This is a genomic window from Actinotalea lenta (genome assembly GCF_030586465.1).
Taxonomy (GTDB): domain Bacteria; phylum Actinomycetota; class Actinomycetes; order Actinomycetales; family Cellulomonadaceae; genus Actinotalea; species Actinotalea lenta.
The window spans coordinates 1,510,411-1,535,034 of sequence record NZ_JAUQYP010000001.1 but is presented as its reverse complement, the minus strand read 5'-3'; the positions used below and the strand labels follow the sequence as shown (position 1 = coordinate 1,535,034).

The 24,624-nt window shown below is 75.0% G+C and carries 25 protein-coding genes; 7 read left to right on the top strand and 18 right to left on the bottom strand.

Going from position 1 to position 24,624, the window contains the following annotated elements; translation table 11 throughout:
* Window positions 1-137 precede the first annotated feature (137 nt).
* The 3 genes from Q6348_RS07200 (at window position 138) to Q6348_RS07190 (ending at window position 2,990) form a co-directional block, all read left to right on the top strand.
* A complete protein-coding gene (locus Q6348_RS07200; protein WP_304600620.1) occupies window positions 138-2,039 on the top strand; it encodes a methyl-accepting chemotaxis protein in 1,902 nt (633 codons plus the stop codon).
* 218 nt (window positions 2,040-2,257) lie between these two features.
* Window positions 2,258-2,464 (top strand): hypothetical protein, encoded by a 207-nt coding sequence (locus Q6348_RS07195; protein WP_304600619.1) that lies wholly within the window; start codon window positions 2,258-2,260, stop codon window positions 2,462-2,464.
* 31 nt (window positions 2,465-2,495) lie between these two features.
* Entirely contained in the window at window positions 2,496-2,990 is a 495-nt protein-coding gene (locus Q6348_RS07190; protein ID WP_304600618.1) for a beta-class carbonic anhydrase, read from the top strand.
* Between the two features lie 31 nt (window positions 2,991-3,021).
* Here Q6348_RS07190 and Q6348_RS07185 read toward each other — a convergent pair whose 3' ends face one another.
* Window positions 3,022-3,567 carry a hypothetical protein gene (locus tag Q6348_RS07185; protein ID WP_304600617.1) on the bottom strand — a complete coding sequence of 182 codons (546 nt, stop codon included), beginning with the start codon at window positions 3,565-3,567 and terminating at the stop codon, window positions 3,022-3,024.
* 66 nt (window positions 3,568-3,633) lie between these two features.
* On the opposite strand from Q6348_RS07185, the gene Q6348_RS07180 reads away from it, so the two are divergent.
* Entirely contained in the window at window positions 3,634-4,572 is a 939-nt protein-coding gene (locus Q6348_RS07180) for a YihY/virulence factor BrkB family protein (protein WP_304600616.1), read from the top strand.
* A gap of 212 nt (window positions 4,573-4,784) precedes the next feature.
* The gene (locus tag Q6348_RS07175; protein ID WP_304600615.1) at window positions 4,785-6,224 is read left to right on the top strand and encodes an MFS transporter; all 1,440 of its coding nucleotides are present in this window, start codon (window positions 4,785-4,787) and stop codon (window positions 6,222-6,224) included.
* A gap of 158 nt (window positions 6,225-6,382) precedes the next feature.
* Here the strand turns inward: Q6348_RS07175 and Q6348_RS07170 are convergent, their stop codons facing one another.
* The 11 genes from Q6348_RS07170 to Q6348_RS07120 are packed head-to-tail and all read right to left on the bottom strand — an operon-like array spanning window position 6,383 to window position 16,778.
* Entirely contained in the window at window positions 6,383-8,797 is a 2,415-nt protein-coding gene (locus Q6348_RS07170; protein WP_304600614.1) for a glycoside hydrolase family 31 protein, read from the bottom strand.
* Window positions 8,798-8,856: 59 nt separating this feature from the next.
* The gene (locus Q6348_RS07165; RefSeq protein ID WP_304600613.1) at window positions 8,857-9,312 is read right to left on the bottom strand and encodes a universal stress protein; all 456 of its coding nucleotides are present in this window, start codon (window positions 9,310-9,312) and stop codon (window positions 8,857-8,859) included.
* Window positions 9,309-9,911 carry a V-type ATP synthase subunit D gene (locus Q6348_RS07160; RefSeq protein WP_304600612.1) on the bottom strand — a complete coding sequence of 201 codons (603 nt, stop codon included), beginning with the start codon at window positions 9,909-9,911 and terminating at the stop codon, window positions 9,309-9,311. The genes Q6348_RS07165 and Q6348_RS07160 overlap by 4 nt, the downstream gene beginning before the upstream one ends.
* Complete coding sequence (locus Q6348_RS07155) at window positions 9,908-11,332, bottom strand: V-type ATP synthase subunit B (RefSeq protein ID WP_304600611.1); 1,425 nt, start codon at window positions 11,330-11,332, stop codon at window positions 9,908-9,910. The genes Q6348_RS07160 and Q6348_RS07155 overlap by 4 nt, the downstream gene beginning before the upstream one ends.
* Window positions 11,329-13,041 (bottom strand): V-type ATP synthase subunit A, encoded by a 1,713-nt coding sequence (locus tag Q6348_RS07150; protein ID WP_304600610.1) that lies wholly within the window; start codon window positions 13,039-13,041, stop codon window positions 11,329-11,331. The genes Q6348_RS07155 and Q6348_RS07150 overlap by 4 nt, the downstream gene beginning before the upstream one ends.
* On the bottom strand, window positions 13,032-13,541 hold the full coding sequence (locus Q6348_RS07145; RefSeq protein WP_304600609.1) for a hypothetical protein: 510 nt from the start codon (window positions 13,539-13,541) through the stop codon (window positions 13,032-13,034). The genes Q6348_RS07150 and Q6348_RS07145 overlap by 10 nt, the downstream gene beginning before the upstream one ends.
* Entirely contained in the window at window positions 13,538-13,765 is a 228-nt protein-coding gene (locus Q6348_RS07140; protein WP_304600608.1) for a hypothetical protein, read from the bottom strand. The genes Q6348_RS07145 and Q6348_RS07140 overlap by 4 nt, the downstream gene beginning before the upstream one ends.
* Window positions 13,765-14,193 carry an ATP synthase subunit C gene (locus Q6348_RS07135; RefSeq protein ID WP_304600607.1) on the bottom strand — a complete coding sequence of 143 codons (429 nt, stop codon included), beginning with the start codon at window positions 14,191-14,193 and terminating at the stop codon, window positions 13,765-13,767. The genes Q6348_RS07140 and Q6348_RS07135 overlap by 1 nt, the downstream gene beginning before the upstream one ends.
* Window positions 14,190-15,440, bottom strand: a complete 1,251-nt coding sequence (locus Q6348_RS07130) for a V-type ATPase 116kDa subunit family protein (RefSeq protein WP_304600606.1) — start codon at window positions 15,438-15,440, stop codon at window positions 14,190-14,192. Before Q6348_RS07130 ends, Q6348_RS07135 begins: the two co-directional genes overlap by 4 nt.
* On the bottom strand, window positions 15,427-16,362 hold the full coding sequence (locus tag Q6348_RS07125; RefSeq protein ID WP_304600605.1) for a hypothetical protein: 936 nt from the start codon (window positions 16,360-16,362) through the stop codon (window positions 15,427-15,429). Before Q6348_RS07125 ends, Q6348_RS07130 begins: the two co-directional genes overlap by 14 nt.
* Window positions 16,359-16,778: a hypothetical protein gene (locus Q6348_RS07120; RefSeq protein WP_304600604.1), complete on the bottom strand. Its 420-nt coding sequence runs from the start codon at window positions 16,776-16,778 to the stop codon at window positions 16,359-16,361. The genes Q6348_RS07125 and Q6348_RS07120 overlap by 4 nt, the downstream gene beginning before the upstream one ends.
* A gap of 173 nt (window positions 16,779-16,951) precedes the next feature.
* Between Q6348_RS07120 and Q6348_RS07115 the strand changes: the two genes are divergently transcribed.
* Both Q6348_RS07115 and Q6348_RS07110 read left to right on the top strand, forming a co-directional pair.
* Entirely contained in the window at window positions 16,952-18,259 is a 1,308-nt protein-coding gene (locus tag Q6348_RS07115) for a bifunctional glycosyltransferase family 2/GtrA family protein (protein WP_304600603.1), read from the top strand.
* The gene (locus Q6348_RS07110) at window positions 18,256-20,307 is read left to right on the top strand and encodes an ArnT family glycosyltransferase (protein ID WP_304600602.1); all 2,052 of its coding nucleotides are present in this window, start codon (window positions 18,256-18,258) and stop codon (window positions 20,305-20,307) included. Before Q6348_RS07115 ends, Q6348_RS07110 begins: the two co-directional genes overlap by 4 nt.
* 11 nt (window positions 20,308-20,318) lie before the next feature.
* Here the strand turns inward: Q6348_RS07110 and Q6348_RS07105 are convergent, their stop codons facing one another.
* The 6 genes from Q6348_RS07105 to Q6348_RS07080 form a co-directional block, all read right to left on the bottom strand.
* Complete coding sequence (locus tag Q6348_RS07105) at window positions 20,319-20,543, bottom strand: ferredoxin (RefSeq protein WP_304600601.1); 225 nt, start codon at window positions 20,541-20,543, stop codon at window positions 20,319-20,321.
* On the bottom strand, window positions 20,543-21,784 hold the full coding sequence (locus Q6348_RS07100) for an NADH-ubiquinone oxidoreductase-F iron-sulfur binding region domain-containing protein (RefSeq protein ID WP_304600600.1): 1,242 nt from the start codon (window positions 21,782-21,784) through the stop codon (window positions 20,543-20,545). Before Q6348_RS07100 ends, Q6348_RS07105 begins: the two co-directional genes overlap by 1 nt.
* A gap of 7 nt (window positions 21,785-21,791) precedes the next feature.
* Window positions 21,792-22,400 (bottom strand): ferric reductase-like transmembrane domain-containing protein, encoded by a 609-nt coding sequence (locus tag Q6348_RS07095; RefSeq protein WP_304600599.1) that lies wholly within the window; start codon window positions 22,398-22,400, stop codon window positions 21,792-21,794.
* Entirely contained in the window at window positions 22,397-23,317 is a 921-nt protein-coding gene (locus Q6348_RS07090) for an FAD:protein FMN transferase (protein WP_304601936.1), read from the bottom strand. The genes Q6348_RS07095 and Q6348_RS07090 overlap by 4 nt, the downstream gene beginning before the upstream one ends.
* Entirely contained in the window at window positions 23,317-23,628 is a 312-nt protein-coding gene (locus Q6348_RS07085) for a hypothetical protein (protein ID WP_304600598.1), read from the bottom strand. Before Q6348_RS07085 ends, Q6348_RS07090 begins: the two co-directional genes overlap by 1 nt.
* Before the next feature lie 177 nt (window positions 23,629-23,805).
* Window positions 23,806-24,498, bottom strand: coding sequence for a head GIN domain-containing protein (locus Q6348_RS07080; protein WP_304600597.1), 693 nt, complete (start codon window positions 24,496-24,498; stop codon window positions 23,806-23,808).
* Window positions 24,499-24,624 lie beyond the last annotated feature (126 nt).

Sequence of the window (24,624 nt, the reverse complement as noted above, 5' to 3'; positions counted from 1 at the left end):
GTGGGACGGTATCGCCCGGCACCCGCCGCCCGACCGTTCGAGTGAATCCCGGAGCCCGTTCGAGTGAAGACCGCGCGGGTCCCGTCATGATCATCCGGCTCCCACCGACGGTCGGGCAACCCCCCGAGGAGGCTCCCATGCGCCTGTGGAACCGGCTGCCGCTGGCCGGAAAGCTGATGATCGTCACGACGACTCTCGTGGTCGCCTCGGCAGGGGCCGGAGTGTTCACGACGCTCCGGGTCGCCGACAACCTCACCTCGGCCGCGGTGGACACTGCGGTGGGGGACGCCCAGGCCGGGTTCGCGCAGGCCGTCGACGCACAGACCGTCCGCGCGGAGTCGCTCGCCGTGGAGCTGGCGAACGACCCGCAGATCCGCGCGGCGTTCGCCGCCGGGGACCGCGGAGGGCTGCTGGCCCTCACCCAGCCGTCCTTCACGGTCCTCAAGGCCCGGTACGGCATCCAGCAGCTGCAGTTCCACACCCCGCCGGCCACGTCCTTCCTGCGGGTGCACAAGCCGGAGAAGTACGGGGACGACCTCTCCTCGTTCCGTGCCACCGTGGTCGCCGCGAACGCCCAGCAGACCATGGTCTCCGGCGTCGAGTCGGGCGTCGCCGGCCTCGGCCTGCGCGCGGTGGTTCCCGTCGACGGCCCCGACGGGGCCCACGTCGGCACCGTGGAGTTCGGCCTCTCGGTCGACCAGTCGTTCCTCGCTCGGTTCCACGACGCCTTCGGTGTGGACGCCGCGCTGCTCCTGCCGGCCGGCGACGGGACCTTCACGGTCGCGGGGAGCACGTTCGGGACCACCCTCACCCTCCCCGACACCGAGGCCGCTGCGGTGATGTCAGGGACGGACCTGCGCCGGCGCACCACGCTGGGAGGAACCCCGACGGTCCTGACCGGCACCGTCCTGCAGGACTACTCCGGAGCTCCGGCCGGGGTCCTGGTCCTGGGGATCGACATCACCAACCTGGCGGCCATCTCCTCCGCGGCACGCACCACGGGGCTCCTGGCCGGCGCGGGAGTCCTCCTCGTGGGGCTGCTGCTGGCCGCGCTCGTGGCCCGGAGCATCGGGGGGTCGGTGACCGTCCCCGTCCGCCGGCTGGCGGCCCTGCTCGCCCGCGTCGCGGATGGCGACCTCACCGAACGCGCCCAGCTCCAGGGCTCCCGCGAGGTCGTCCAGATGGCCGAGTCGCTCAACGCAACCCTGGAAGGGATCAGCGGGACCGTGCAGTCCATCCGGGACGCCTCCGCGACCTTGGCCACCTCGTCCGCGGGGATGACCGAGATCGTCGAGGACCTCTCCGGGCGCGCTGACGAGACGACCCGGGGCGCGCAGACCGCCGCCACCACCTCCGGTGAGGTGTCCACGCACGTGTCGGTGGTCGCCTCCGCCACCACCGAGATGGGGGCGTCGATCGCCGAGATCGCGTCGTCCGCCTCGACGGCCGCGGAGGTCGCCCAGCAGGCACGGGTGTCCGCCGAACGCACCAGAGCGACGGTCGCCGAGCTCAGCACCGCCACGGCCGAGATCGGCGACGCGCTGCGCACCGTGACGGCGATCGCCGAGCAGACGAACCTCCTCGCGCTCAACGCCACGATCGAGTCCGCGCGGGCGGGCGACGCCGGCCGCGGCTTCGCGGTCGTGGCCGGCGAGGTCAAGGAGCTGGCCCAGCAGACGGCCCGCTTCACCGAGGAGATCTCGGCGAAGGTCGAAGCCGTGCGGTCGGGCTCGAGCGCGGCGGTCGAGGCCATCGCCGAGATCGCCACGGTCGTGGAGCAGGTGAACGATCTCCAGGCAGCGATCGCCTCCGCTGTCGAGGAGCAGTCGGCGACGACGGCCGAGATCGGCCGATCGGTGACCGAGGCCGCCGGAGGCACCGAGGAGATCTCGAGGGCGGTGGCGGCGGTCGCCGAGGCGGCGCAGGCGGCGCGCGCCGATGCGCACAGCACCGACCGCGCCTCTCACGAGCTCGCCGAGCTCGCCTCGCGGCTGGACGAGCTCGTCCAGCGCTTCACCCTCGCGGGGCCGCGGAGCTGAGCGCCGCGCCGGGGCTCGCCATCCACGATGTGGGCCCCGGCTTGGCGGCCGGCCATCGCCGTGTCAAAGTCCGTGACCATGCGAGCGCCGGTCATGAGCCCCGTCCAGGGCTCCCGCGCGCCCGGAGCCCGGGTCTGTCGAATGTGCTGCCGCCGGTCCTGACCGGCCCCAGCCATCGACCCACGCCGCCACGCGGCCCCAGCACCCGAGAGCCTGCCATGTCCCGTGCACGTCCCGCCGACCTGCCCCGGCCGCGCGCCGTCGACCCAGACGCCTCCGCCCCTCGCCGGGGGGTGAGCGTGGTGCTCGAGCTGCCCGAGGCCAGCCCCCGCGAGCTGCTCGAGGTGGCCGACACCCTGCACTCCCTCGCCCTGGACCTCGTGCCCGGGGCGAGCGCCCGCACCGAGGTACGCCTGACCGACTGAGGCGGCCACCGTCCGACCGAGAGGATCCCGCATGTCCGTGACCGACGAGCTCGTCACCGCCGCAGCCGACTACACCGCAGGCTTCACCAGCGGTCCGCTCCCGCTGCCGCCCTCCCGACGCGTCGCCGTGGTGGCCTGCATGGACGCGCGGCTGGACGTGTACCGGCTGCTCGGCCTGTCCGAGGGCGAGGCGCACGTGATCCGCAACGCGGGCGGCGTCGTGACGGCCGACGTGCTGCGATCCCTGGCCATCAGCCAGCGGCTGCTGGGCACGACGGAGATCGTGCTCGTGCACCACACCGACTGCGGGATGCTCACGTTCTCCGACGACGAGCTGCGCGCGTCGATCCAGACCGACACGGGGGTCAAGCCGCTGTGGGCCGCGGAGGCGTTCGGCGACCTGGACGCCGACCTGCGGCAGTCCGCAGCACGGCTCCGTGCCGAGGCCGCCGTCCCGCACCGCGACACGGTGCGCGGGTTCGTGTTCGACGTCGCCGACGGCTCCCTGCGCGAGGTCCAGGTGTGAGCCGGCTGACCCGGTCGGCCGACCCCCCGGCTCAGCCGACCAGCCGGTCACCGGGGCCGGCGGGCCGCGCGTCCAGCCCCGAGCTGGCGACCAGGTCCTCGACGAGCGCGACGCTGCCGCCGACCACCGTCACGCGCTGCCGCGGCGGCGTGGCGACGCACCACGCCCGGTCCTGAGGCCACAGCACGACCGGCGACTGCGCCCACCACCGGCCCGGCCGGTCGTCGTACGAGAGGGACACGACGTCGTCGAGCGCGGCCGCCACGAGCACCACGGACCGGCCGGCGAGGAACAGCTCCCCGCCGGCCGGGGCCGCCTCGGCGCCCGCGGGCCACGTCGTCGGCAGCGCGAGGACGCAGTCGCCCGGGGTCGCGGTGTGACCGGCGAGCGCATCGCACAGCACGGCGAGCTCCTCGGGAGTGAGGGTGCCCTCCGCCTCACCGGGCAGGACGGCGTACCGGGCGAACCCGTCGGGCACCACCTGGTCGACCGTCGTCGCGCGCCCCTGCGTGCGACGGACACGGCGTAGCACCCAGGCCGCAGCCCGGGCGTCGGCCAGCACCGTCGGTGTTCCCACGGCCCCATCGTGCCAACCCGGCCGTGAGCGTGCGTCACCCCGCGTCGACCCGGGATGCTTGCGGGCATGAAGCTCACGCGCGACCGGGTGGTCCAGGCCGTGCTGCCCGCCGAGCACCGCGAGGACCGGCGCGCCCAGCTGTGGCGGCTGACGGTGAGCACCGCGACCGACACGATGGACGACCGCGTGCCCGGGCTCGCCGCGGAGATGGCCTTCTTCGCCGTGCTCTCGCTGCCGCCCCTGCTGCTGGCGATCCTGGGATCGGTCGGGTTCGTGCTCGACGGGCTGGACCCGGGCCAGCTCGCTGACCTGGAGCACCGCATCCTCGACGGCCTGACCACCTTCCTGTCCCAGTCGACGGTCGACCAGGTGCTCGCCACGCCGATCCACCACCTGCTGCGCCAGGGGCGCAGCGACGTGCTCTCCCTCGGGATCCTGCTGACCCTGTGGTCCGCGTCGCGGTCCGCCAACGTGCTGCTGCGCACCGTGGTGATCGCCTACGACCAGACCGATCGACGCCCGATCTGGAAGCGCCGGCTCGTGGCCCTGACGGTCACGCTGGTCGGCGTCGTCACCGCCGTGGCCGGCCTTCCCCTCCTGGTGATCGGCCCCCGGCTGACGGCAGACGTGGTCACGGCCCTGCACCTGGACCCCGGGCTGTCCCGGTTCTGGCCGGTGCTGTTCTGGACCGGGGTGGTGGCGGTCGTCCTGGTCGCGCTCACGTGGCTCTACCACGTGGCGCCCGGGTGGCACACGCCCTGGCACCGCGACCTGCCCGGGGCGGTCCTGGCCCTCGGGCTGTGGCTTCTCGCCGGACTGGGCCTGCGGGTCTACACCTCCACGTTCGCCACGTTCGCCCAGGGCGACACCTACGCCGGGCTGGCGGCCCCGCTCGTGCTGCTGCTGTGGGTGTACGTCACGGCGATCGCCGTGCTGCTGGGCGCGGAGCTGAATGCCGAGATCGAGAAGGCCTGGCCGACGATCACCGAGGAGGACAGGCGCTGAGCACGGCCGACGAGCCCCGGGCCACGCGCGTCGGCAACGGGGGCGAAGGGACGGGATCGGTCCGGACCCCTGCTCGGGCCCGGTCGTGCGTGTGCGCGCTCACACGGGGCGCGCCGCCATGAGGCAGGTCACAGTCCGGGTTGCGAGCCGGCATGAGCGGCTTACCGTCGAAAGGGCGTTCTGAGGGAGGGACGCGGGAAAGGGGGCCTCCCATGTCGGACGTCGCAACCGGCACCATCACCACCAAGATCCCGGGCCGCCTGGACAGGCTCCCGTGGAGCAGGTTCCACTGGCTGATCATCCTCGGGCTGGGCACGGCCTGGATCCTCGACGGGCTCGAGGTCACGATCGTCGGGACCGTCTCGTCGCGGATGACCGAGAGCGGCAGCGGGATCACCATCGACGCCGCGCAGATCGGTCTCGCGGGCGGCATCTACGTCATCGGGGCCTGCATCGGTGCGCTGTTCTTCGGCCAGCTGACCGATCGGTTCGGCCGCAAGAAGCTGTTCGTGTGGACCCTGGCGCTGTACCTCGTCGCCACGGCCGCCACGGCCTTCGCCTTCGCACCCTGGTACTTCTTCCTGTTCCGGTTCCTCACCGGTGCCGGCATCGGTGGTGAGTACGCAGCGGTGAACTCGGCGATCGACGAGCTCATCCCGGCGCGGTACCGCGGCCGGGTGGACCTCGTGGTCAACGGCGCGTACTGGATCGGGTCCGCGGCCGGCTCGGCCGCGTCGCTCGCGCTGCTCAACACGGTCTGGTTCCCGCAGAACCTCGGCTGGCGGCTGGGCTTCGCGCTCGGCGTGCTGCTCGCCGTCTCCGTCCTGGTGGTGCGCCGCCATGTGCCGGAGAGCCCGCGCTGGCTGTTCATCCACGGGCAGCAGGACCGTGCCGACGAGATCGTCGACAGCATCGAGGAGGGGGTCGCCGACGAGCACGGTGAGCTCGATCCGGTGGACAAGGAGCTCAAGGTCCGCCAACGCAAGACGATCCCGTTCCGGGAGATCGCCAAGGTGGCCTACAAGATCTACCCGAAGCGATCGATCCTGGTCATCGCGCTCTTCATCGGCCAGGCCTTCATGTACAACGGCTTCACCTTCAACCTCGGCACACTGATGTCGGACTTCTACGACGTGCCGTCCGGCACCGTGCCGATCTTCATCATCATGTTCGCCGTCGCCAACTTCCTGGGGCCGGTCACGCTCGGCAAGCTGTTCGACACCGTCGGCCGCAAGACGATGATCGCCGGGACGTACCTCGGCTCTGCCGCGGTCGGGGTCGCCCTGACGCTGCTGTTCACGGGCGGCGCACTGAACCGGTGGACCTTCATCCTGCTGGTCATGGGCACGTTCTTCCTCGCGTCCGCGGGGGCGAGCGCCGCGTACCTGACCGCGTCGGAGATCTTCCCGATGGAGACCCGTGCGCTCGCGATCGCGTTCTTCTACGCGGTCGGCACGGCGACCGGGGGGATCGTCGGACCGACCCTGTTCGGCGACCTGATCTCCAGCGGTGAGCGCAGCATGGTCGCGGTGGCGTTCTGGATCGGAGCCGGCGTGATGGCGCTCGGTGGCATCGCCGAGATCTTCCTCGGGGTCAAGGCCGAGGGCCAGCAGCTCGAGGACATCGCCAAGCCGCTGACCGTCGAGGACTGACCTCGGCGCTGCCCGGCACCCCACCACCGGCGCCACGACCGGCACCGAGGTCGGGTGTCCGCCGCGAGATCTGCACCCGATCTCGGCGCGGACACCCGATCTCGACGAACGCGGGGGCGAGACGCAGTCGCCTGTCCCGGGGCGGGGCAAGCCACGGCTCAGGCGAGGGTGACCTCGGCCTCGAACGGTGCGGTGCCGACGGGGAGCAGCCAGCCCGTCGCATCCGCGGCGGCGACCGTGCCGTCGAGGGTCACGCCGGCCACCTCGGCGCCGTGCACGACGAGCCGGAACGCGGTGCGCCGGTGCTCCGGGTAGCCGTCGCCATCCACCGCGGCGCCGACCCGCACCACGGGCCCCTCGCGGTCCACGGTGAGCGTGGTGCGCCACAGCGCGCCGGCGTCGGCTGCCGTGGTCAGACCGTCGTCCTCCTGCAGCATCGAGACCACCGGGCCGGCGCCGTCGGGCGGGACCACGAGGTGCAGGTCCACCACGTCGGGGTGGTGGCCCGAGGTCGACGGCGGAGCCGTGGTCCACATCGGGATCACCGCACCCGCTCGGACGAGCAGCGGGGCATGGTCCGGCGGCGCGGGTACCTCGACCTCCCGGCCGCCCTCGTACCAGGCGTCGACGTGCCAGTCGAGCCACCTGCCGGCCGGCAGCCGGACCGGCCGCTCGGTCACCCCTGGGGCGAGCGCCGGCGCCACCAGCAGGTGCGGACCCAGCAGGTAGGCGTCGTCGACGTGCGCGAGCTCCGGGTCGGACTGGTCCGCCAGGACCAGCGGCCGCTGCACCGGCATCCCGGTCGCCGACGCCTCCACGAACGCCGCGTACAGGTAGGGCAGCAGCCGGTAGCGCAGCCGCACCGCCTCGCGCACCCGGTCGAGCACCTCGGGGCCGAAGGACCACGGGTACTGGTCGACCTGGTCGATCATCGAGTGGTTGCGGGCGAACGGCGTGAGCATCCCGTACTGCATCCACCGGGTCAGCAGCTCGGCGGTGGTGTCCCCCGCGAACCCGCCGATGTCCGAGCCGACGAACGGCTGACCGGACAGGCCGAGCCCGGTCGACATCGGGATCGACTGGGCGAGGAACTCCCACGTCGCCAGGTTGTCCCCGGTCCAGGTGGCGCTGTAGCGCTGGATGCCGGCGAACCCGGCCCGGCTCAGCACGAAGGTGCGAAGGTCGGGCCGCGCGGCCCGCAGGCCGGTCGTCGTGCCCATCGCCATGAGCAGCGCGTACTGGTTGTGGAACCGCTCGTGCGGGGCGCGCGTGTGGTCGAACCGCATCCGGTCCGGGGGGATCGCACCTGTCGCGGGTTCGTTCATGTCGTTCCAGACGCCCGCCAGCCCCGACGCGACGTGCGCCGCATTGAGACCGCTCCACCACTGGCGCACCTCAGGCGCCGCGAAGTCCGGGAACGTCGTGTCGCCCGGCCACACGTGGCCCACGAACAGGTCCCCGCCCTCGGTGCGGCACAGCAGGTCGCGCGCGACGGCGTCGTCGTACAGGTTCCAGCCGGGGTCCACCTTGACCCCGGGGTCCACGATGGTGACCAGCCTGGCTCCGCGGTCGGCGAGGGCGTCGACCAGGGCGGCCGGGTCGGGGAACTTCTCGGGGTCCCAGGTGAAGACCCGGTACCCGCGCATGTGCTCGATGTCGAGCCAGTACACGTCGCAGGGCACGCCCTCGTGGCGCATCCGGTCCGCCAGCTCGACGACCTCGTCCTGCGTGTAGTCGTGCCACCGGCACTGGTGGTGGCCCAGCGCCCACAACGGAGGCAGGGGTGCGCGCCCGGTGAGCCAGGTGTAGGCCTCCAGCACGTCGGGCATCGCCGGTCCGGCGATGACGTACTCGCACCACTGACCGCCGTCCACGGCGATCTCCAGATCGGCCTCCGCCCCGGTGAGGTCGAACCGGGCGCGGTACGCGTTGTCCAGGAAGAAGCCGGCCGCCGCTCCGGTCTCGTCCCGGTGGTACCAGAACGGCACGTGCAGGTAGTACGGGTCGAAGGAGGTCGACATCCGGTCTCCGCGCGGGTCGCCCGCCGGCCAGCGGGCGGTGAACTCCGCCGTGCGGTGCGGGTCGAGGACGTCGACGTTCCAGCCCACCAGCTCCCGGCCGCGCCGGTCGCCGGGCCCCGTCCGCTCCCCCAGCCCGTACACCTGCCCCGCTCCGAGGTCGCGCCGGGACACCCAGGCGTCGTTCAGCGTGGCGTAGGTCCACGGGGTGCCGTCGTCGGCGAGGTGCGTGCGCAGCACACGCGTCCCGTCGGTGCGGTCGACCGTCAGCGTGAACGGGTCGAGCTCGAGCCGCACGACCAGCCGGCCGGTCGCCAGCACTGCGCCGTCGTCGCCCACCTCGGTGCGGACCTCCACGTCCAGCGGCTCGGCGACCACGGCGTACGTCGGCGGCTCGTCGAACGTGCCCCCGCGGCTGAGCCGGATGCGCACGACGTCATCGCGGACGGCGTCGATCTCGAGGTGCTCACCTCCCACCCGGGCGCGCAGGCCACGGACCGCGGGACGGACACTGTCGACCGCGGTGAAGCGGCGGAAGTCGGCCAGGGTGCTCATGATCTCCTCGGGTGTCCCGGCCACCCTAGACGCGGCACCTGGGCGCCGCCCTTCCGGCCTCAGGAGACGTGCCACCCCGGCCGGTGCACCTGGGTGGGCACGACGAGCACCGGGACGGTGGCGAACTCCAGGACCCGCAACGTCTGGGAGCCCACGGTGGGCAGGGCGTGGCCGGGGCGGGCGACGCGCGCCATCACCACGAGCTCCGCACCACAGGCGGACGCCTCGGCGAGGATCTGCGCCGCGACGCCCCCGTGCCGGGTCGTGCCGGTGGCGTCCACGCCTGCCCGCTCCGCGAGTGCGGCAACGTGCCGCAGGGCGGCGTCGGCGGCCTCGTCGCGCAGCACGGCGCTCTCGGGCCGGCTCCGCTCGGCGGCGTCGGCCGGGAGCACGGTGACGGCGCGGAGCCTGGCGTGCAGGGCACCGGCGTACGCCACGGCGACGGCCGCCGCGGCGAAGGCCGCCTCGGAGTCGGTGACGGCGACCAGGACGACGCCGGCGGGTGTGGTGGTCATCGTCGCCTCCCCGTTGCGACCGCCCCGGCCGCCCAACGCAGCCGGAGCGCCTCCTCGAGCTCCAGATCGGCCAACGCCCGCTCGATCGTGGCGAGCTCGCCCTCCAGTCGGGGGATCCAGTGCCGCTCGACCGCCCGCTGCCGCGTCCGCGTGGCGGCGAGCTCGGCGCGGACCCGGCCGACGGCTGCGAGCGCCGCGGCGTGCGCGACCCCGGCGTCCAGCGCGGCGCGGTGGGCCTCAGCCGCGAGCACGAGCGCGGAGGACCCACCCACGACGCGCTCCGGTGGGCACCGGGTCGACGCGTCGACAGGGAACGCCACACCCATCGTGGCACCCCAGGTCACCGTCGCCACGGCCGGGCTCGCAGGGGCGGCCAGCCGGATGGTCGACGGCCCGTCCAGGGCGGTGGCGCGCCCGGCCCAGCGCCGGGCCTCCGCGGCCGCGAGCCGCCACTCCCCACCGGCCCGGTCGGCGGCGAGCTCGAGACGCTCGAGCTCCTCGGCGAGCAGGTGCCGCTTGCGGTCCAGCAGCTCGGCCCCGCGCCGCGCGACCGCCAGCCGACGCTGCACGCGCACCCGCCCGGCCCTGCCGACGTTCACGACACACCCCCCAGGTGCTCGGCGACCATCGCCGCGGGCAGCATGGTCAGCTCGCGACGGGGCAGCACGTCCAGCGCGCGCCACGCGCGGTCCAGGGAGTCGCCCATCGGCCGGCCCTCGTCACCGCCCTGGGCGAACAGGTCCCGCTCCACGGTCTCGCGGAACGTGAGGTAGGCCCGGTCGGTCTGGCTCAGCGCCGCGACGCCGACGAGCTCGCCCAGCTCGGCGGCCTGCCGCGCCCGCGCGAGCGCCGCCAGCACCTGCGCGGCGACAGGAAGGTGGTCCTCGCGGGTCCGACCGGGGCCTGCGCCGGAGCGCATGAGCCGGGACAGCGAGGACAGCACGTCCACCGGGGGGTACACGCCGCGCGCGTCGACCTCGGGCGACAGCACGATCTGGCCCTCGGTGATGTAGCCGGTGAGGTCGGGTACCGGGTGGGTGATGTCCCCCGACGGCATCGTGAGCACCGGCACGACGGTCACCGAGCCCGGCCGGCCGCGCACCCGGCCGCAACGCTCGTACAGGCTGGCCAGGTCGCTGTAGAGATAGCCGGGGTACCCGCGCCGAGCCGGGATCTCGCGCCGTGCGGCCGCCACCTCGCGCACGGCCTCGGCGTAGGAGGTCATGTCCGACATCACGACGAGCACGTCGTCCCCGTGCTCGAACGCCAGGTGCTCGGCGACGGTCAGCGCGATGCGCGGGGTCAGCACGCGCTCGATCACCGGGTCGTCGGCCGCGTTGAGCAGCAGCACCAGCTCGCCCGCGGCGGAGCGTTCCTCGAGCCGGTCGCGGACGTAGGCGATGTCGGCGTGCGTGAGACCCATGCCGGCGAAGACCACGCGGAAGCCCTCGCCCGCCGTGGTGGCGCGCGCCGCGATCTGGGTGGCCAGCGTCAGGTGTGGCAGCCCGGGCACCGAGAAGATCGGCAGCTTCTGTCCGCGGACCAGAGTGGTCAGCGTGTCCAGCACGGACACACCGGTGAGCACCGCCTCGCGCGGCGGCTCCCGCCGGGTCGGGTTGAGCGGCCAGCCGGCCACGGGCCGCGGGGAGCCACCGACGGGCGGGCCGCCGTCCAACGGCTCGCCGCGGCCGTTGCACACCCGGCCGTACCAGTCGGTGCTCACCCGCACCTGCAGAGGACGGCCCGCGAACCGCACCCACACGCCGCCCGGGACCAGCCCGGCGGTGCCTTCGAGCACCTGGAGCACCGCGAGGTCGTCGTCCACCTCGAGCACCAGCCCGTGCCGAGATACCCCGCCGTCGACGTCGACGGTGGCGAACTCGTCCCAGCCGACCCCCGTCACGTCGCCGACCACGAGCAGGGGTCCGCGCAGCTCGCGCACGTCGGAGAAGGCGATCTCGGCGCCCAGGTCCACCGCCCCCGGCGCGACGCCGGGGTCCGGGACCCGCTCGGCGGTCATGTCAGGGCCTCCAGCCTCGCCAGGACCTCCTCGCGCCGACGCAGCACGCCGTCGGCGTCGTCCGGCCCGACCTCCTCGCGGACCCGGACGAGGTCGGCGAGGTCGGCCTCCTCGACCGTGGTCGCCGCGACGCCCCGCGCGACCAGCCGCTGGCAGGTCTCCACGACGTCCAGCACGGTGGTCAGCAACGCGGCACCCTTGGCGACCGAGCAGGACGCGTCGTTGGCGACCAGGGCGTTCTGCTGCAGCACGGCGTCGCGCAGCAGCTGGCCGGCCAGCAGCACGACGCGCTCGTGGGCCGGCAGGGACGCGGTGCCGATCACCTCGGCCAGCGAGGCGAGGCGGTCCGCCTCGGCGAGCAGCGCCGTGGCGGTCGCGCGGCGCGCCCGCCACCCCGGGTCGCCCCGGGCCGCGTGCCACAGCCCGACCGCGTCGGCGTCCCGCGCGAACGACCCCGCCCAGGTCACCGCGGGGTAGTGCCGGGCGTAGGCAAGCTCGCGGTCCAGCAGCCACAGCGAGCGGATGAACCGCTGGGTCGCGGTGGTCACCGGTTCGGTCATGTCGCCGCCGGGGGGCGAGACCGCCCCGATCACCGTGGTCGACGCCGTGCGTCCGCCGAGGGTGACCACGCGCCCCGCGCGCTCGTAGAACGCCGCGAGCTGGGAGGCGAGGGTGGCGGGGTAGCCCTCCTCCGCGGGGAGGTCACCGGTCCGGTTGGCGAACTCCCGCAGCGCCTCGGCCCAGCGCGAGGTCGAGTCGGCGATGACCACCGCGTCGTAACCCATGTCGCGGAAGTACTCGGCGACCGCGATGCCGCTGTGGATGCTCGCCTCGCGCGCCATCATCGGCATGTTCGAGGTGTTCGCGATGATGACCGTGCGGTCCACCAGCCGACCACCGGTGCGCTCGTCGGGGACCTGAGCGAGCTCGTCGAGCACCTCGGCCATCTCGTTGCCGCGCTCCCCGCAGCCGACGTAGACCACCACGTCGGCCTCGCTCCACTTGGCGATCTGCTGCAGGAGCAGCGTCTTGCCGGTCCCGAAGCCGCCGGGGACGGCGGCGGCGGTCCCCCGGGCGATCGGGTACAGCAGGTCGAGCACGCGCTGCCCGGTGTGCAGCGGGACGACGTCGGACAGCCGTTCCCGGAACCGCCGCGGCACCCGGATGGGCCACCGATGCGCCAGCGGCACCGGGATGTCGCCCACCCGCACGGCGGGGTCCGTCGCGCCGAGCGATCCGTCGGCGAGCCAGGTCACCGGGCCGCGAACCGGGGCGACCAGGCGGTGCTCGACCGGTCCGGTCTGCGGGACGGTGCCCAGCAGGTCTCCAGGCTCGACCTGGTCCCCGAGGGCCACGGCCGGCTCGAAGTGCCACGCCCGGGCCGCGGCGTCCACCTCGCGGTGCGGCGTGAGCCAGACCGGTGCGCCGGACAGCGGCCGCAGCAGGCCGTCGAACGCCTGGCCGAGCAGCCCGGGCCCGAACAACCCGGCGAGCCGATCCCCCGTGGCCTCTGCGCGGTCGCCCGGACGCAACCCGCCGGTGTACTCGTACGCCTGCAACGTCGCGCGCGCCCCCGCGAGACCGACCACCTCCGCGGCGATCCGCTCCGGGCCGAGCCTGACGACCTCGGACATCGCCACGTCGCCGAGGTTCTCGACCTCGACGAGCGGCCCGTTGACCCGGCGGACCCGCCCACCGGTCAGCTCCACGGGTCGGCCGCCTCGTCCAGGAGGGCGGTCGCGGTCCGCGCCGCGAGCACCGGAAGGCTCAGGTCCAGGCGCCGGGTGCCGTGCACGGCGACGACGCCACCACCCGGCGCCGCGCTGACGTCGGCGCCAGGCCCCATCAGCTCGTGGCACCGCTGTGTGAGGCGCCGGACGAACGCCTCGAGGCGGGCGTCGCCCTCCCACTGCGCCACCGCCTCGACCGAACGCCGCACGAGCTCGTCGCGCAGGCGCTCGCGCTCGGCGAGGACGCGGCGGTGCGCGGCCCGTCGCGCCCGCGCAGCGGTCAGGGCGGCCGCGGCGCGCCCCGCGGCGGCGCCGTCCTCGCGCGCGGCCTCGAGCAACGCCTCGGCATCCGCCGCCGCCCGGGCCGCGATCGACTCGGACTCACGTGCGGCGTCGTCGAGCAGCTCGTCGGCCTCCAGCTGTGCCGCGCGGGCCATGGCCCGGCGCACCGGGGCGAGCTCGTCCGGCCAGGCGGTCACGGGAGCACCGCCGTCATCGGGCCGCCTGCCGCGGCGGCCAGCACCGCGGCGGCCGCGGGGGTGAGCAGGACCACCAGCACGTCGTCGGTCAGCTCCTGCCAGGCGGCGCGCACCTGCTGCGGGGTGTCGGCCGCCCACACCCGCGCCCCCGCGAGCGCGTACGGCGCGACCAGGTCCCGCTCCCCCAGGGCAACGACGCCGCCCGTGCTCGCCCCGGAGTCCATCAGGCCCTACCGATCATGATCATCGCGATCACGAGACCGTAGATCGCGATCCCCTCGGCCAGCCCGACCACGACCATCGCCCGGCCGAAGATCTCCGGCCGCTCGCTCATCGCCGCGAGCGCCGCCGAACCGGTGTAGGCGACCGCGAACGCCGCGCCGATCGAGGAGCCGGCGACCGCGATCGCCGCCGCGATCAGCGCGGGACCGCCGATCCCACCACCCGTCGTGGTCTCGGTCGCGGCGGCCACGGACCCGGCCTGCGCAGGGCCCGCGCCGAGCGCCACCGCGATCAGGACCAGCGCGCCGACCAGGACCGCCGCGTCGACCGCGACCAGCAGCCGCACCCCCCCGCTGGTACGGCGGCGCAGCAGGGCCACGACCGCCACGGCGACCACGGCGAGGAGCGGAACGGCGAGCAGCCACGTCATGTCGAGCTCCCTTCTGGGTTCCAGGGACGGAACGGCCGCCCCTCCCCGGTGAAGACGCGCGAGAACAGCTCGTAGTACTCCAGGCGCAGCGCCTGGATGCCGGCGACGAGGGCCTCGAGGCCGAAGGTCACCACGTTGCCGACGACGAGCAGGGCCACGGCCGCCACGGCCCGCCAGCCCGGCCCCCACAACCCCTGGGTGCCCTCCCAGACCAGCGTGAGCAGTGCGGCGTGCGTCAGGCCGAAGGCCGCCAGCCTGGCGAAGGACACGATGTTCGACCCGAGCCGGACCACGGTGTCGACCAGCTCGACGCCGGCCTGCACCCCGCCGGACACACCGCCGCCGGCCTCGGCGACCAGCCCGATCGTGACGAGCACGAGGGCCGCCGCACCGAGCGCGGCCGCGGCCGCGACCCACCAGCCGTGCCCCGTCAGCAGACCGGCCGCGAGCAGCCCGACCGCGGCGAAGAGCGCTGTGCCGGCCAGACCCGTGCGGGCGTACAGCGCATAGCCCCAGCCGCCCTCCCGGACCCGGTTCACCGTGCCCAGCACGTAGGAGACGGCGAGCAGCGCCGCACCCAGGCCGATCGCGGCCCCGAGCAGCGGGATGGGTTCGGTCAACGGGTCCAGCCAGAGCACCGGTATGAGGCCCGTGGGCCCGAACGCCTCGCCGTACAACGCGCCGAAGACCATCGCCGCCACCCCTGCACCCGCCACGAAGGCCCAGGCCCGGGCCAGGGGCGCCAGCCGGGCGACCACCTTGGCGCGCAGCAGCAGCCCCAGGACGACGAGGACGGCACCGTGGCCCACGTCGCCGAACATCATCCCGAACATCACGACGTAGGCCGGACCGGCAAGCCGTGCCGGGTCGACGTCGCGGTACGGAACGGTGGCGTAGGTGTCCACCAGCGTGCGCGAGGCCCGCCCGGTCAAGAGTGTGGGCGGCTCGACACCCGCCGGGTGCGGCAGCGGCACGACCGACGCGTCGCAGCCGGCCAACGCACCGGCCAGCCCGGGCAGCTCGCGGGACGGGACCCAGCCGACGTGCGCAGCCACCCCGTCGCGGACGACGGCCGCGCCCACCGCCCTGTCCACCTCGTGGCCACCCTCGGCCCGCGCACCGGGCAGGTCGAGCTCCACCACGCCGGAGCGGGCCACGGCGACCAGCATGTCGCGGCACCGCTCGGACGGTGCGACCAGCGCGACGCGCTGCATCCGCACCGGGCTCATCGCCTCACGCCACGACATCGAGCACCTCGCTCGCCCCGCCCGCCGCTGCGGCCGCGAGCGCGGCCGTCACGCGCCAGGAGTCCACCGCGAGCACCGCGACGGCGCCCACGACCACGTCGGGACCGGGCACCCCGCGGCGCAGCAGCCCGAAGCCGTCGGCCTGCACCTGCCCTCGCAGCCGCGCCTCGGCACGCCACAGGTCGTCCGCCGCGGTCACGCCCTCCAGGCACCGGGCGACGGCCGGCGACAGCGCCGAGCGCAGGGCGTCCGGCGTGTGCGCGGCCGACCAGGAGCGGCCCAGCACCGGGCCCAGCACGGCGACCAGCCGAGGGACCGGCGGCTGATCGAGCAGGCTCCGGCGCGCCACGAGGAGCGCGGCCGCGCACCGTGCCCACGCCCGCGTGGCCGGCACCTCCGCGACCAGCCGCCGCAGCCACACCGCGGTGAGCACGTCGGGCAGCTCCTCCGGCGAGCCCGGGTCGCCCCAGGGGGAGCGTCGCAGCGCCTCGCGCAGCTGAGCGACGGACGTCGCGCCGCTCAACCGGGGCCAGGCGGTGGCGAGCGCCCCGAGGTCGAGCGGCACGTCACCGTCCTGTACGGCGACGTGCGCCTGGCCGCCCGCGAGGCGCGCGGCCATCGCGGTGAGGTTCGCGACCTCGGCCCCGGCGGCCAGCGCCCGGACCACACCGGTGCCGCGTGCCGGGATCCAGCCGGCGAGCACCCGGACGGACCACACGAGAGCGGCCCGCCCGGCCAGGTCCGCCTCGGCCAGCGTGCGGCATCTCGCGAGCCGTGGGCCCGCGGCCGTCGGCGCGAGGACGCGCAGCGCGGCGCTCCACTCCCCCGTCGCTGCCGCCGTTCGGCACGCCCCGGCCCCGACCCGTCCGCGAGCCATGGCCCGCGCACGCGTGCTCGCCGCGACCCAGTCGGCGCTCGTCATGGCTGCTCCACGAGCCTGCTCAGCACGTCGTCGACCATGCCGGGCAGCCGCGCCCGGCCACGCTCGGCGAGCACGGCCACCTCCGCGTCGGCGCGGGCCGTCAGGGCCTCGGCCTCCGACGCCGCCTGCTGCTCCGCGGCCAGCCGGGCCTCCTCACGGACGGCGGGAGCCCGAGAGCGCGCCGCGGCCAGCTCGGCCGCGGCCCCGTCGCGCGCATCGGCGACCAGCCGCTGGGCCCGCACGCGGGCCTCGGCCACGGTGCGCGAGGCCTGCTCGACGTCGGGGCGCAGCGCCTCGAAGACCGCCGCGAGCTCAGCCGCCGGGCCCGTCGCGTCCTGGCTGGGCACACCGGCAGGCCCGGCGGGACCCGGTGCACCCACAGGGCGGAACCGGTCGAGGATGCTCTGCCACGCCATACGACGCCTCCGCACCTCGAGCCTAGGGCAGCGGGCCGCGCGCGCGGGGCTGTTTGGGACCCTGCGTCGGCGAGGCGCCCGGCAGCTCCGGGCGTGCACCCCGCGCGGAGGCTCACAGGGTGCGCACAGGCTCGCCTCAGCCTGCACGCACCGACGCGGGCCACGGTGTCGCCATGACCCTGACCCCCGCGTCCGCTCTCGCCCCGGCCCCGGAGGGACCACCGCGGGCCCCGGTGCTCGACGTGGTGATCCCGGTCCACAACGAAGCCGCCACGCTCGAGGCGTCGGTGCGCCGGGTGCGGCGCTTCCTCGACGAGGACGTGCCCTACCCGGCCCGGGTCACCGTGGTCGACAACGCCTCGACGGACGGCACCGACCGGCTCGCCGCCCGGCTGGCCCGCGACCTCCCGGGTGTCGCCGCCCGGCACCTGGAGGCCAAGGGCCGGGGCCGCGCGCTGCGGGCCGCGTGGCTCGAGTCGGACGCGGCCGTGCTGGTCTACATGGACGTCGACCTGTCCACCGACCTGTCGGCCCTGCTCCCGCTGGTCGCGCCACTCGTCTCGGGCCACTCCCACCTGGCGGTCGGTACCCGGCTGGCGCGCGGGTCGCGGGTCGTGCGGGGGCCCAAGCGCGAGGTGATCTCACGCGGGTACAACCTGCTGCTGCGCGGCACGTTGGCGCTGCGGGTCTCCGACGCGCAGTGCGGGTTCAAGGCGATCCGCGCCGACGTCGCACGCGAGCTGCTGCCGCTCGTGCACGACACCGGGTGGTTCTTCGACACCGAGCTGCTGGTGCTGGCCGAGCGCGCCGGACTGCGCATCCACGAGGTGCCCGTGGACTGGGTGGACGACCCCGACAGCCGGGTGGACGTCGTCGCCACCGCGCTGGCCGACCTGCGAGGCATCGCGCGGGTGGGCCGGGACCTGCTCACCGGCCGCCTGCCGCTGAGCGAGGTCGCCGAGCACCTGCGGGCCGAGCGCGACGGGCGCGGTCTGACCGGACAGCTGATCCGGTTCGCCACCGTGGGTGTGGCGTCCACCGCCGCCTTCAGCCTGCTCTACCTGCTGCTCGCGTCGCCGCTGGGCCCGCAAGGCGCCAACCTGGTGGCGCTCTTGGTCACCGCGGTGGCGAACACCGCGACGAACCGCCGCATCACCTTCGGCGTGCGCGGCAGGCGGGACGCCTGGCGGCACCACGTCCAGGGTCTGGCCGTCTTCGTGCTGGGATGGGTGCTCACGGCAGGGTCGTTGGCCGTGCTGGACACGACGACGCAGGCCTCCCGGGTCACCGAGCTCGCCGTCCTGGCGCTGGCCAACCTCACGGCCACGGTGCTGCGCTTCACGCTCCTGCGGCACTGGGTGTTCCGTACGGGCGGTGCGCGCACGCCAGGGCGGACCGACGACCGGGCGGCTCCCGACCCGGCAGCGCCCGACCCGGCAGCGCCCCACCCGACCCCGACCTGGATCGGAGCCCCACGATGACCAGCCCCGAGGCCGCCTCCTGCGTCCTTGACTCCGTCGAGGAGGTCCCGCCGACGCACGGAACCGCGGACGCCGGCATCCCGACCGGCCGGACCCGACCGCGGTGGGAGCTGCCCGCCCTCGCGGCCCTGCTGCTGGGCACCGCGGCCCTGTACCTGTGGAACCTCGCCGAGTCCGGTTGGGCGAACGCCTTCTACTCGGCGGCCGCCCAGGCAGGCTCGACGAGCTGGTCAGCGTTCCTCTACGCCGCCTCCGACGCGGCGGCCTCGATCACCGTGGACAAGCCGCCGATGTCCATCTGGGTGATGGCGCTGTCGGTGCGCGCCTTCGGGCTGTCCTCGTGGTCGATCCTGGTCCCTCAGGCCCTCATGGGGGTGGCGACCGTCGGTGCGCTGTACGCCGGCGTGCGTCGCCGGCACGCCGCCGGCACGGCGCTGCTCGCCGGGTCCGTCATGGCACTGACCCCCGTCGCCGCGCTGATGTTCCGCTTCAACAACCCTGACGCGCTGCTCGTGCTGCTGCTGACGGCAGCGGCCCTCGCGGTGCTCCGCGCCGTCGAGGACGGCAGGACACGCTGGATGCTCGCCGCCGGGGCGCTGGTCGGAGCGGCCTTCCTCACCAAGCAGCTCCAGGCCTTCCTGGTGCTGCCCGGCTTCGCGCTGGCGTACCTGCTGGCCGCCCCGGTGGGGCTCGCCAGGCGCCTGCGGGACGGCGTGCTCGCCGTCGTGGCGATGGTGCTCACGGGCGGTTGGTGGGTCGCGCTCGTCGAGCTGGTGCCGGCCGCGGACCGACCGTGGATCGGCGGCTCGCAGACCAACTCCTTCCTCGAGCTGACCTTCGGCTACAACGGGCTGGGCCGCATCACGGGCGACGAGACCGGTTCGGTGGGCGGCGGGCGGTGGGGCTCGACCGGGCTCGGCCGGCTGTTCGGCAGCGAGATCGGTGGCCAGATCGCCTGGCTGATGCCGGCGGCGCTGGTCCTGGGTCTGGTCGCGCTGTGGCTGGTCCGCCACGCTCCGCGCACGGACGGCCACCGCGCCGAGCTCCTGGTGTGGGGCGGCTGGCTGATGGTCACCGGCCTGACGTTCAGCCTGATGGCGGGGATCTTCCACGCCTACTACGCGGTCGCGCTGGCTCCCGCCGTCGCCGTGCTGGTGGCGGTCGGGGGTGAGGCGTCGTGGGCGCGGAGGCGCACCCCATGGGTGTCCGGCGCGCTGGCCACGACGGTGCTGGGCAGCGCGATCTGGGCGGTGGTGCTGCTCGACCGGAGCCCGGGCTGGCTGCCCTGGCTGCGGCCCGTCGTGCTGGCCCTCGGGGCGCTCGGCGCGGGCGCGGTCGCGCTCGCCACGGTCGAGCGGTTCCGGCGGCTCGCACCCCTCGCGGCAGTCGTGTCCGTCGCGGCCATGCTGGCCGGACCGACGGCGTACTCGCTGCAGACGGTGTCCACCGCGCACACCGGGTCGCTGCCCACGGCCGGCCCGGCCGTCATCGGCGGCTTCGGTGGCTTCGGCCCGCGGGCGGCAGGCGCCCGCGCGGGCGGCCCCCCGGGCGCGCAGGGGAACCGGCCCCGTGCCGGACGCCCGGGCGGTGCGACGGGCACCGGCTTCCCGGGGCTGCCCGCCGGCCCGGGCAACACCACGAGCACCTTCCCGAGCTTCGGTGGGTTCGCGCGCGGCGGCGCGGGCGGCCTGCTCAACGCCTCCGAACCGAGCAGCGAGGTCACGGCGCTGCTCGAGCAGGACGCGCGGGACTACACCTGGGTCGCCGCGGCGGTCGGCTCGCAGTCGGCGGCGGGCTACCAGCTCGCGACGCAGGACTCGGTGATGCCGATCGGGGGCTTCAACGGCTCCGACCCGTCCCCGACCCTCGAGGAGTTCCAGGCGCTGGTCTCGTCCAGGAAGATCCACTGGTTCATCGCCGGCGGAGGTCTCGGACCCCAGCGCGGCGGCTCCGACCAGGCTGCGGCCATCGAGAGCTGGGTGACCTCCACCTTCGCGTCCCGGACGGTCGACGGCGTCACGATGTACGACCTGACGAGCCCCGTCTGAGGGGCCGGGAGTCAGCGGCGGGCGGGCTGCTCGGCCAGCCGGAGCGCAAGCACGGGGCAGGTGCCCACCGCGCGGCGCGCGAAGCGCTGCAGAGGGGCCGGCACCGGGCCGGCCGGGTTGGACGGGTAGCCCCACTCGTCGAGCGTGAGCAGCTCGGGCAGGAGCTCGGCACACGACCCGTGCCCCACGCAGCGCGTGCGGTCGATCAGCAGCTCGACAGTCGGCTCGGGGCCCATCACGACCTCCCGTCGAGGATCGGCCGGTGGTCTCGTGCCGAGCACCGGCCCGCCAGGTGCCGCTGGACCTCGGGCTCGAACACCTCCAGTGCGCTGGTCAGCAGTCGAACCGTGCCGTCCGGGTGGGCGCACGCGCCTCGGCGTTGCACCAGGCCGGCCCAGCGCCGCAGGTCCGCCAGGTCGCGCGGGGTCGCTCGGCCCTCGGCCAGCGCCTCCGCGACCAGCGCGATCCGGGGCAGCCCGTTCAGGCACGGACCGCACTGTCCGGCGGACTGGGCCGCCAGGTACACCAGCACCCGCGCGGTCTCGACCACGCCGCACGAGCCTCGCGGCAGCGGGACCACCACACCGGCCCCTGGCGTCGCCCCGACGGCGCCGAGCGACGCGCGGGACAGCCGCGCGGACCGCGCCGCATCGGCCGGTACCCACGTGCCGTGGTACCCGCCGATCAGCACCGCCTGGGCCCCGGCGAGGTCGACGAGGTCGACCAGCGGCGTGCCGATCTCGGCCTCCGCGACCGTCCGTCCCCGGCCGCCGTGCAGCGTGAGGAGCATCGTGCCGGGCTCGTCGTCGGTGCCCAGCGCCCGGAACCAGCCGGGCCCGTAGTGCGCCACCAGCGCCGCGTGCGCGAGGGTCTCGACGTTCTGCACCAGCGTCGGCCGACCGTCGACGCCGCGCTCGAACACCCGGGGCGGCTTGGCGCGCGGCAGGCCGGGCCCGCCGGAGACGGCGTCGACGACGGCGCTCTCCTCGCCCGCGATGAACGCGTGGCGCGCGGCGATCAGCTCGACCCGGTCGTCCTCCCGCTCACGCAGCGCCTCGCCGAGCACCGCCCACGTCTCCGCGTCCGGCTCGGCGTACAGCACGACCCGGGTCGCGCCCACGGCGCGCGCCGCGACCTGCACGCCGTCGAGCACCAGGTGCGGGTTGGTGGTGAGCAGGACGTGGTCCTTGGAGCTGGCCGGCTCCCCCTCGGCGGCATTGCCGACCACGACGGCCGGACCGGCGCCCGAGGCGACCGCCCGCCACTTGCGCGCGGTCGGGAACCCGGCCCCTCCACGCCCCGACAGGCCGGCGGCCTCCACGGCGTCCAGCAGCGCCGACCCGGACACGTCCGGGAGCTGCCCGTGCCGGGCCAGGTGCCCGGGCAGGTCCCGGCGGCCGTCGCCGGCCAGCACCCGGGGCAGGGCCGTCGAGCCGGGGACGGTCTGCGCCCAGTGGCGCGAGGTCGTGGACGTCATCGCCGCCTCACCGGGTGGTGGCCCGCACGCGGGCGGCCGAGGCCCCCCGGGCACGGAGCTCGTCGAGGTGCTGGGCAGCGCGGATCGGTGCGGGACGCGCCCGCCCGGCGGACATCCGCCACAGGCCGGCACCCGCCACCGCCAGGCTGCACGCCGCGATCAGGGCGAGCCCGGGGCTGCCGCGCATGTCCGTGCCGATCCCGATGGCGTGCACCGCGGCCACCGGCCAGAACAGGTAGGCCGTCCAGTGCAGCGCGCGCCACAGCCGCGCCGGGATCCGGTGCCGCAGCAGGCTGGAGATCGTCAGGACGGCCATGAGGTCCAGCGACACCGTCCCCAGCCCGAGCCAGAACAGCTTGTAGTGCCCGAGGAAGGGCACGACGACGTCGGTCCAGCGCACGTCCACGTAGCTGTCCACCACGACGCTGAACACGTGCAGGACCACCAGGACGGTCGCCAGCAGGGTCGTGTTGCGGTGCAGCCCGACCCACACGAACCGCGGGGTCCGCGAGCTGCCGGCGGTCCGGCGGACCGCGATGCCGAGGACGACCACCAACGTGAGCAGCACGAACGCCACCAGGCCGGTGGCACGGCTGGCGATCCACAGCGGGTTCACGCGGCCACCCCCTGCACGGGCCAACCGGCCACGGTCGTCACAGCACCGTCCCGGGTGACCAGCCGAGCGGGGAGCCCGAGCTCCGCGAGCCACGCCGGCGCCCGTTCGGCGCGGATCACGGCCGCGGTGCTCGCGGCGTTGGCCAGGGCGGCGCTCGCCGCAGCGACCGTGACGGTGCGCCACGGCGTCCAGGCCGGGAAGCCGACCCGCGGGTCGACGATGTGGTGCAGCTGGGTCCCCGAACGCACCCACCGACGCGACGACGTGCTCGAGGTCGCCAGGCCGCCGTGGTCGAGGCTCAGGGTCGGACCGTCGGGCTCCTGAGCCGGCGGACCGGCGTGGTCCTGGACCCGGACGCGCCAGCCCTCGGCCGGCGCCGGACCGGCGACCCGCACGTCGCCACCGAGCGCGACCAGGACCCCGGTGCCCAGCGCGTCGGCGATCCTGCGCGCCGCGAGGTCCGCGGCTCTGGCCTTGGCGGTCGCACCGAGGTCGAGCAGCACCCCCGGCGGGACGGTCACCTCGTTGCGCTCGAGGTCCAGCCGTACCCGCTGCCAGCCGGGCGCGGGCCGCACCCTCGGGGGGCCCGCCAGCTCGACGAGGGCCTCCAGGTCGCGGTCGTAGCCGAGGTCGACCATCACCCGCCCGACGGTGGGGTCCACGTCGCCGCCGGTCAGGCGCGCCGCGGCGAGCGCAACCGCAAGCGCATCGGCCAGCACCGGGCTGATCCGGGTCGCCCGCCCCCGGGCGTGCTCGAGGGCGACCACTTCGGAGTCGTCACGGAACCTGCTGCAGGCCAGGTCGAGAGCACCCAGGTCGTCGATCAGCATCTGCCTGGCGCGCGGCAGCGCCGCGTCGTCCGTGACGGCGAGCCGCACCCAGGTGCCCAGGGCGCGCCAGTCGTCGGCCGCGACCATCACGAGCCGCCGGTGGTGGCGTGCGGCACGCCCTGGGGTGCGATCCGGATCAGTCCCGAGGGGCCGGACTGCCGACCGGGCACCGTCGTGAGGGCTCCGCCGCCGCCCGTCGCCCCGTCGTCGCCGGTCAGCACGCCGGGGAGCACCTGGACGCCGGACGACTCGAGCTGCCCGACGCCCACTGCGGCGGCGATCACGCCGGTGGCGGCCACGGCGCCGATGGACAGCCCCGCCGTGAGCCGGGTGAGCCGTCTCATCCCCTCGGCCCGAGCGCGGGGAGTGGTGGGTACCGGGTTCCACGTCTCGCTCATCGCGTGCCATCCCTCCTGGGTCCCGAGACCCACGATGGCGCGCGTTCCTGGACCCGCGGTGGGAGCCGACCGGGGATCGGCTGGGGATGAGCCGCGCCCTCCGCCGCGCTCCCCTGCCCTCTCCCCCAGCCACACCCGGAGGGTGTTGGTCGTCGCGGGGCTCGATCCGGCGCGCTGCTAGTCGCGGATCAGGTCCCCGGAGCCGAGCACCTGGGACGTCACCTGGGGGTCGCCGCGGTAGAGCACGTCACCGCTGCCCACGATCCGGGCACGCAGCGTTCCCGACGGGCTGGCCTGCACGTCTCCCGAGCCGGCGATGTCCACGTCCGCGGAGTCGACCGTGAGCTCGAAAGCGTGCACGGTGCCCGAGCCGGCGACGTGCACCACGAGCTCGTCGGACCGACCGCCGAGCGTCACGTCCCCGGAACCCTGCACGGTCACCGTGACACGCCGCGCGTCCACCCGGTCGAACGACACGTCGCCGGAACCCTGCACGACCACCTCGAGCACGTCTCCGGTGACATCGCTGCCGGTCACGTCCCCCGAGCCCTGGACGGTCACGCGGTCGAGGTGGGAGGTCTCCAGGAGGTAGCCGATCCGGCCCGTCATGAAGGTCCCCGTGCTGCCCAGCGTGAGCCGCCCCCCGGCGACGTCGCTGGTGAGACGCTCCAACGCGGGGCGTGCGGCAGTCACGGTCAGCGCCGGCAGGTCCCCGCGCACCACCACGAGGTCGCCGCTGGTCGCCAGCGCGACGGCGGCGACGTCCCCGACCGCCCGGTCCTCGCTCTCCTGGGGACCGGCCACGACGGCGCACCCGGTCAGGCCGAGGGCCGTCACCGCTGCCGCCACCGCTACGAGCGCACCGCGCATCGTTCCTCCTTCGTCGTCCCCCACGCTGCCAGCGCGGCGGCGTGCCCCACCATCGGGAAACCCCCTGACCGGACCCTGGTTCGTCCCCGACGGTCGCCCGCCGCCACGGAATGCTGCCGGGGTCGC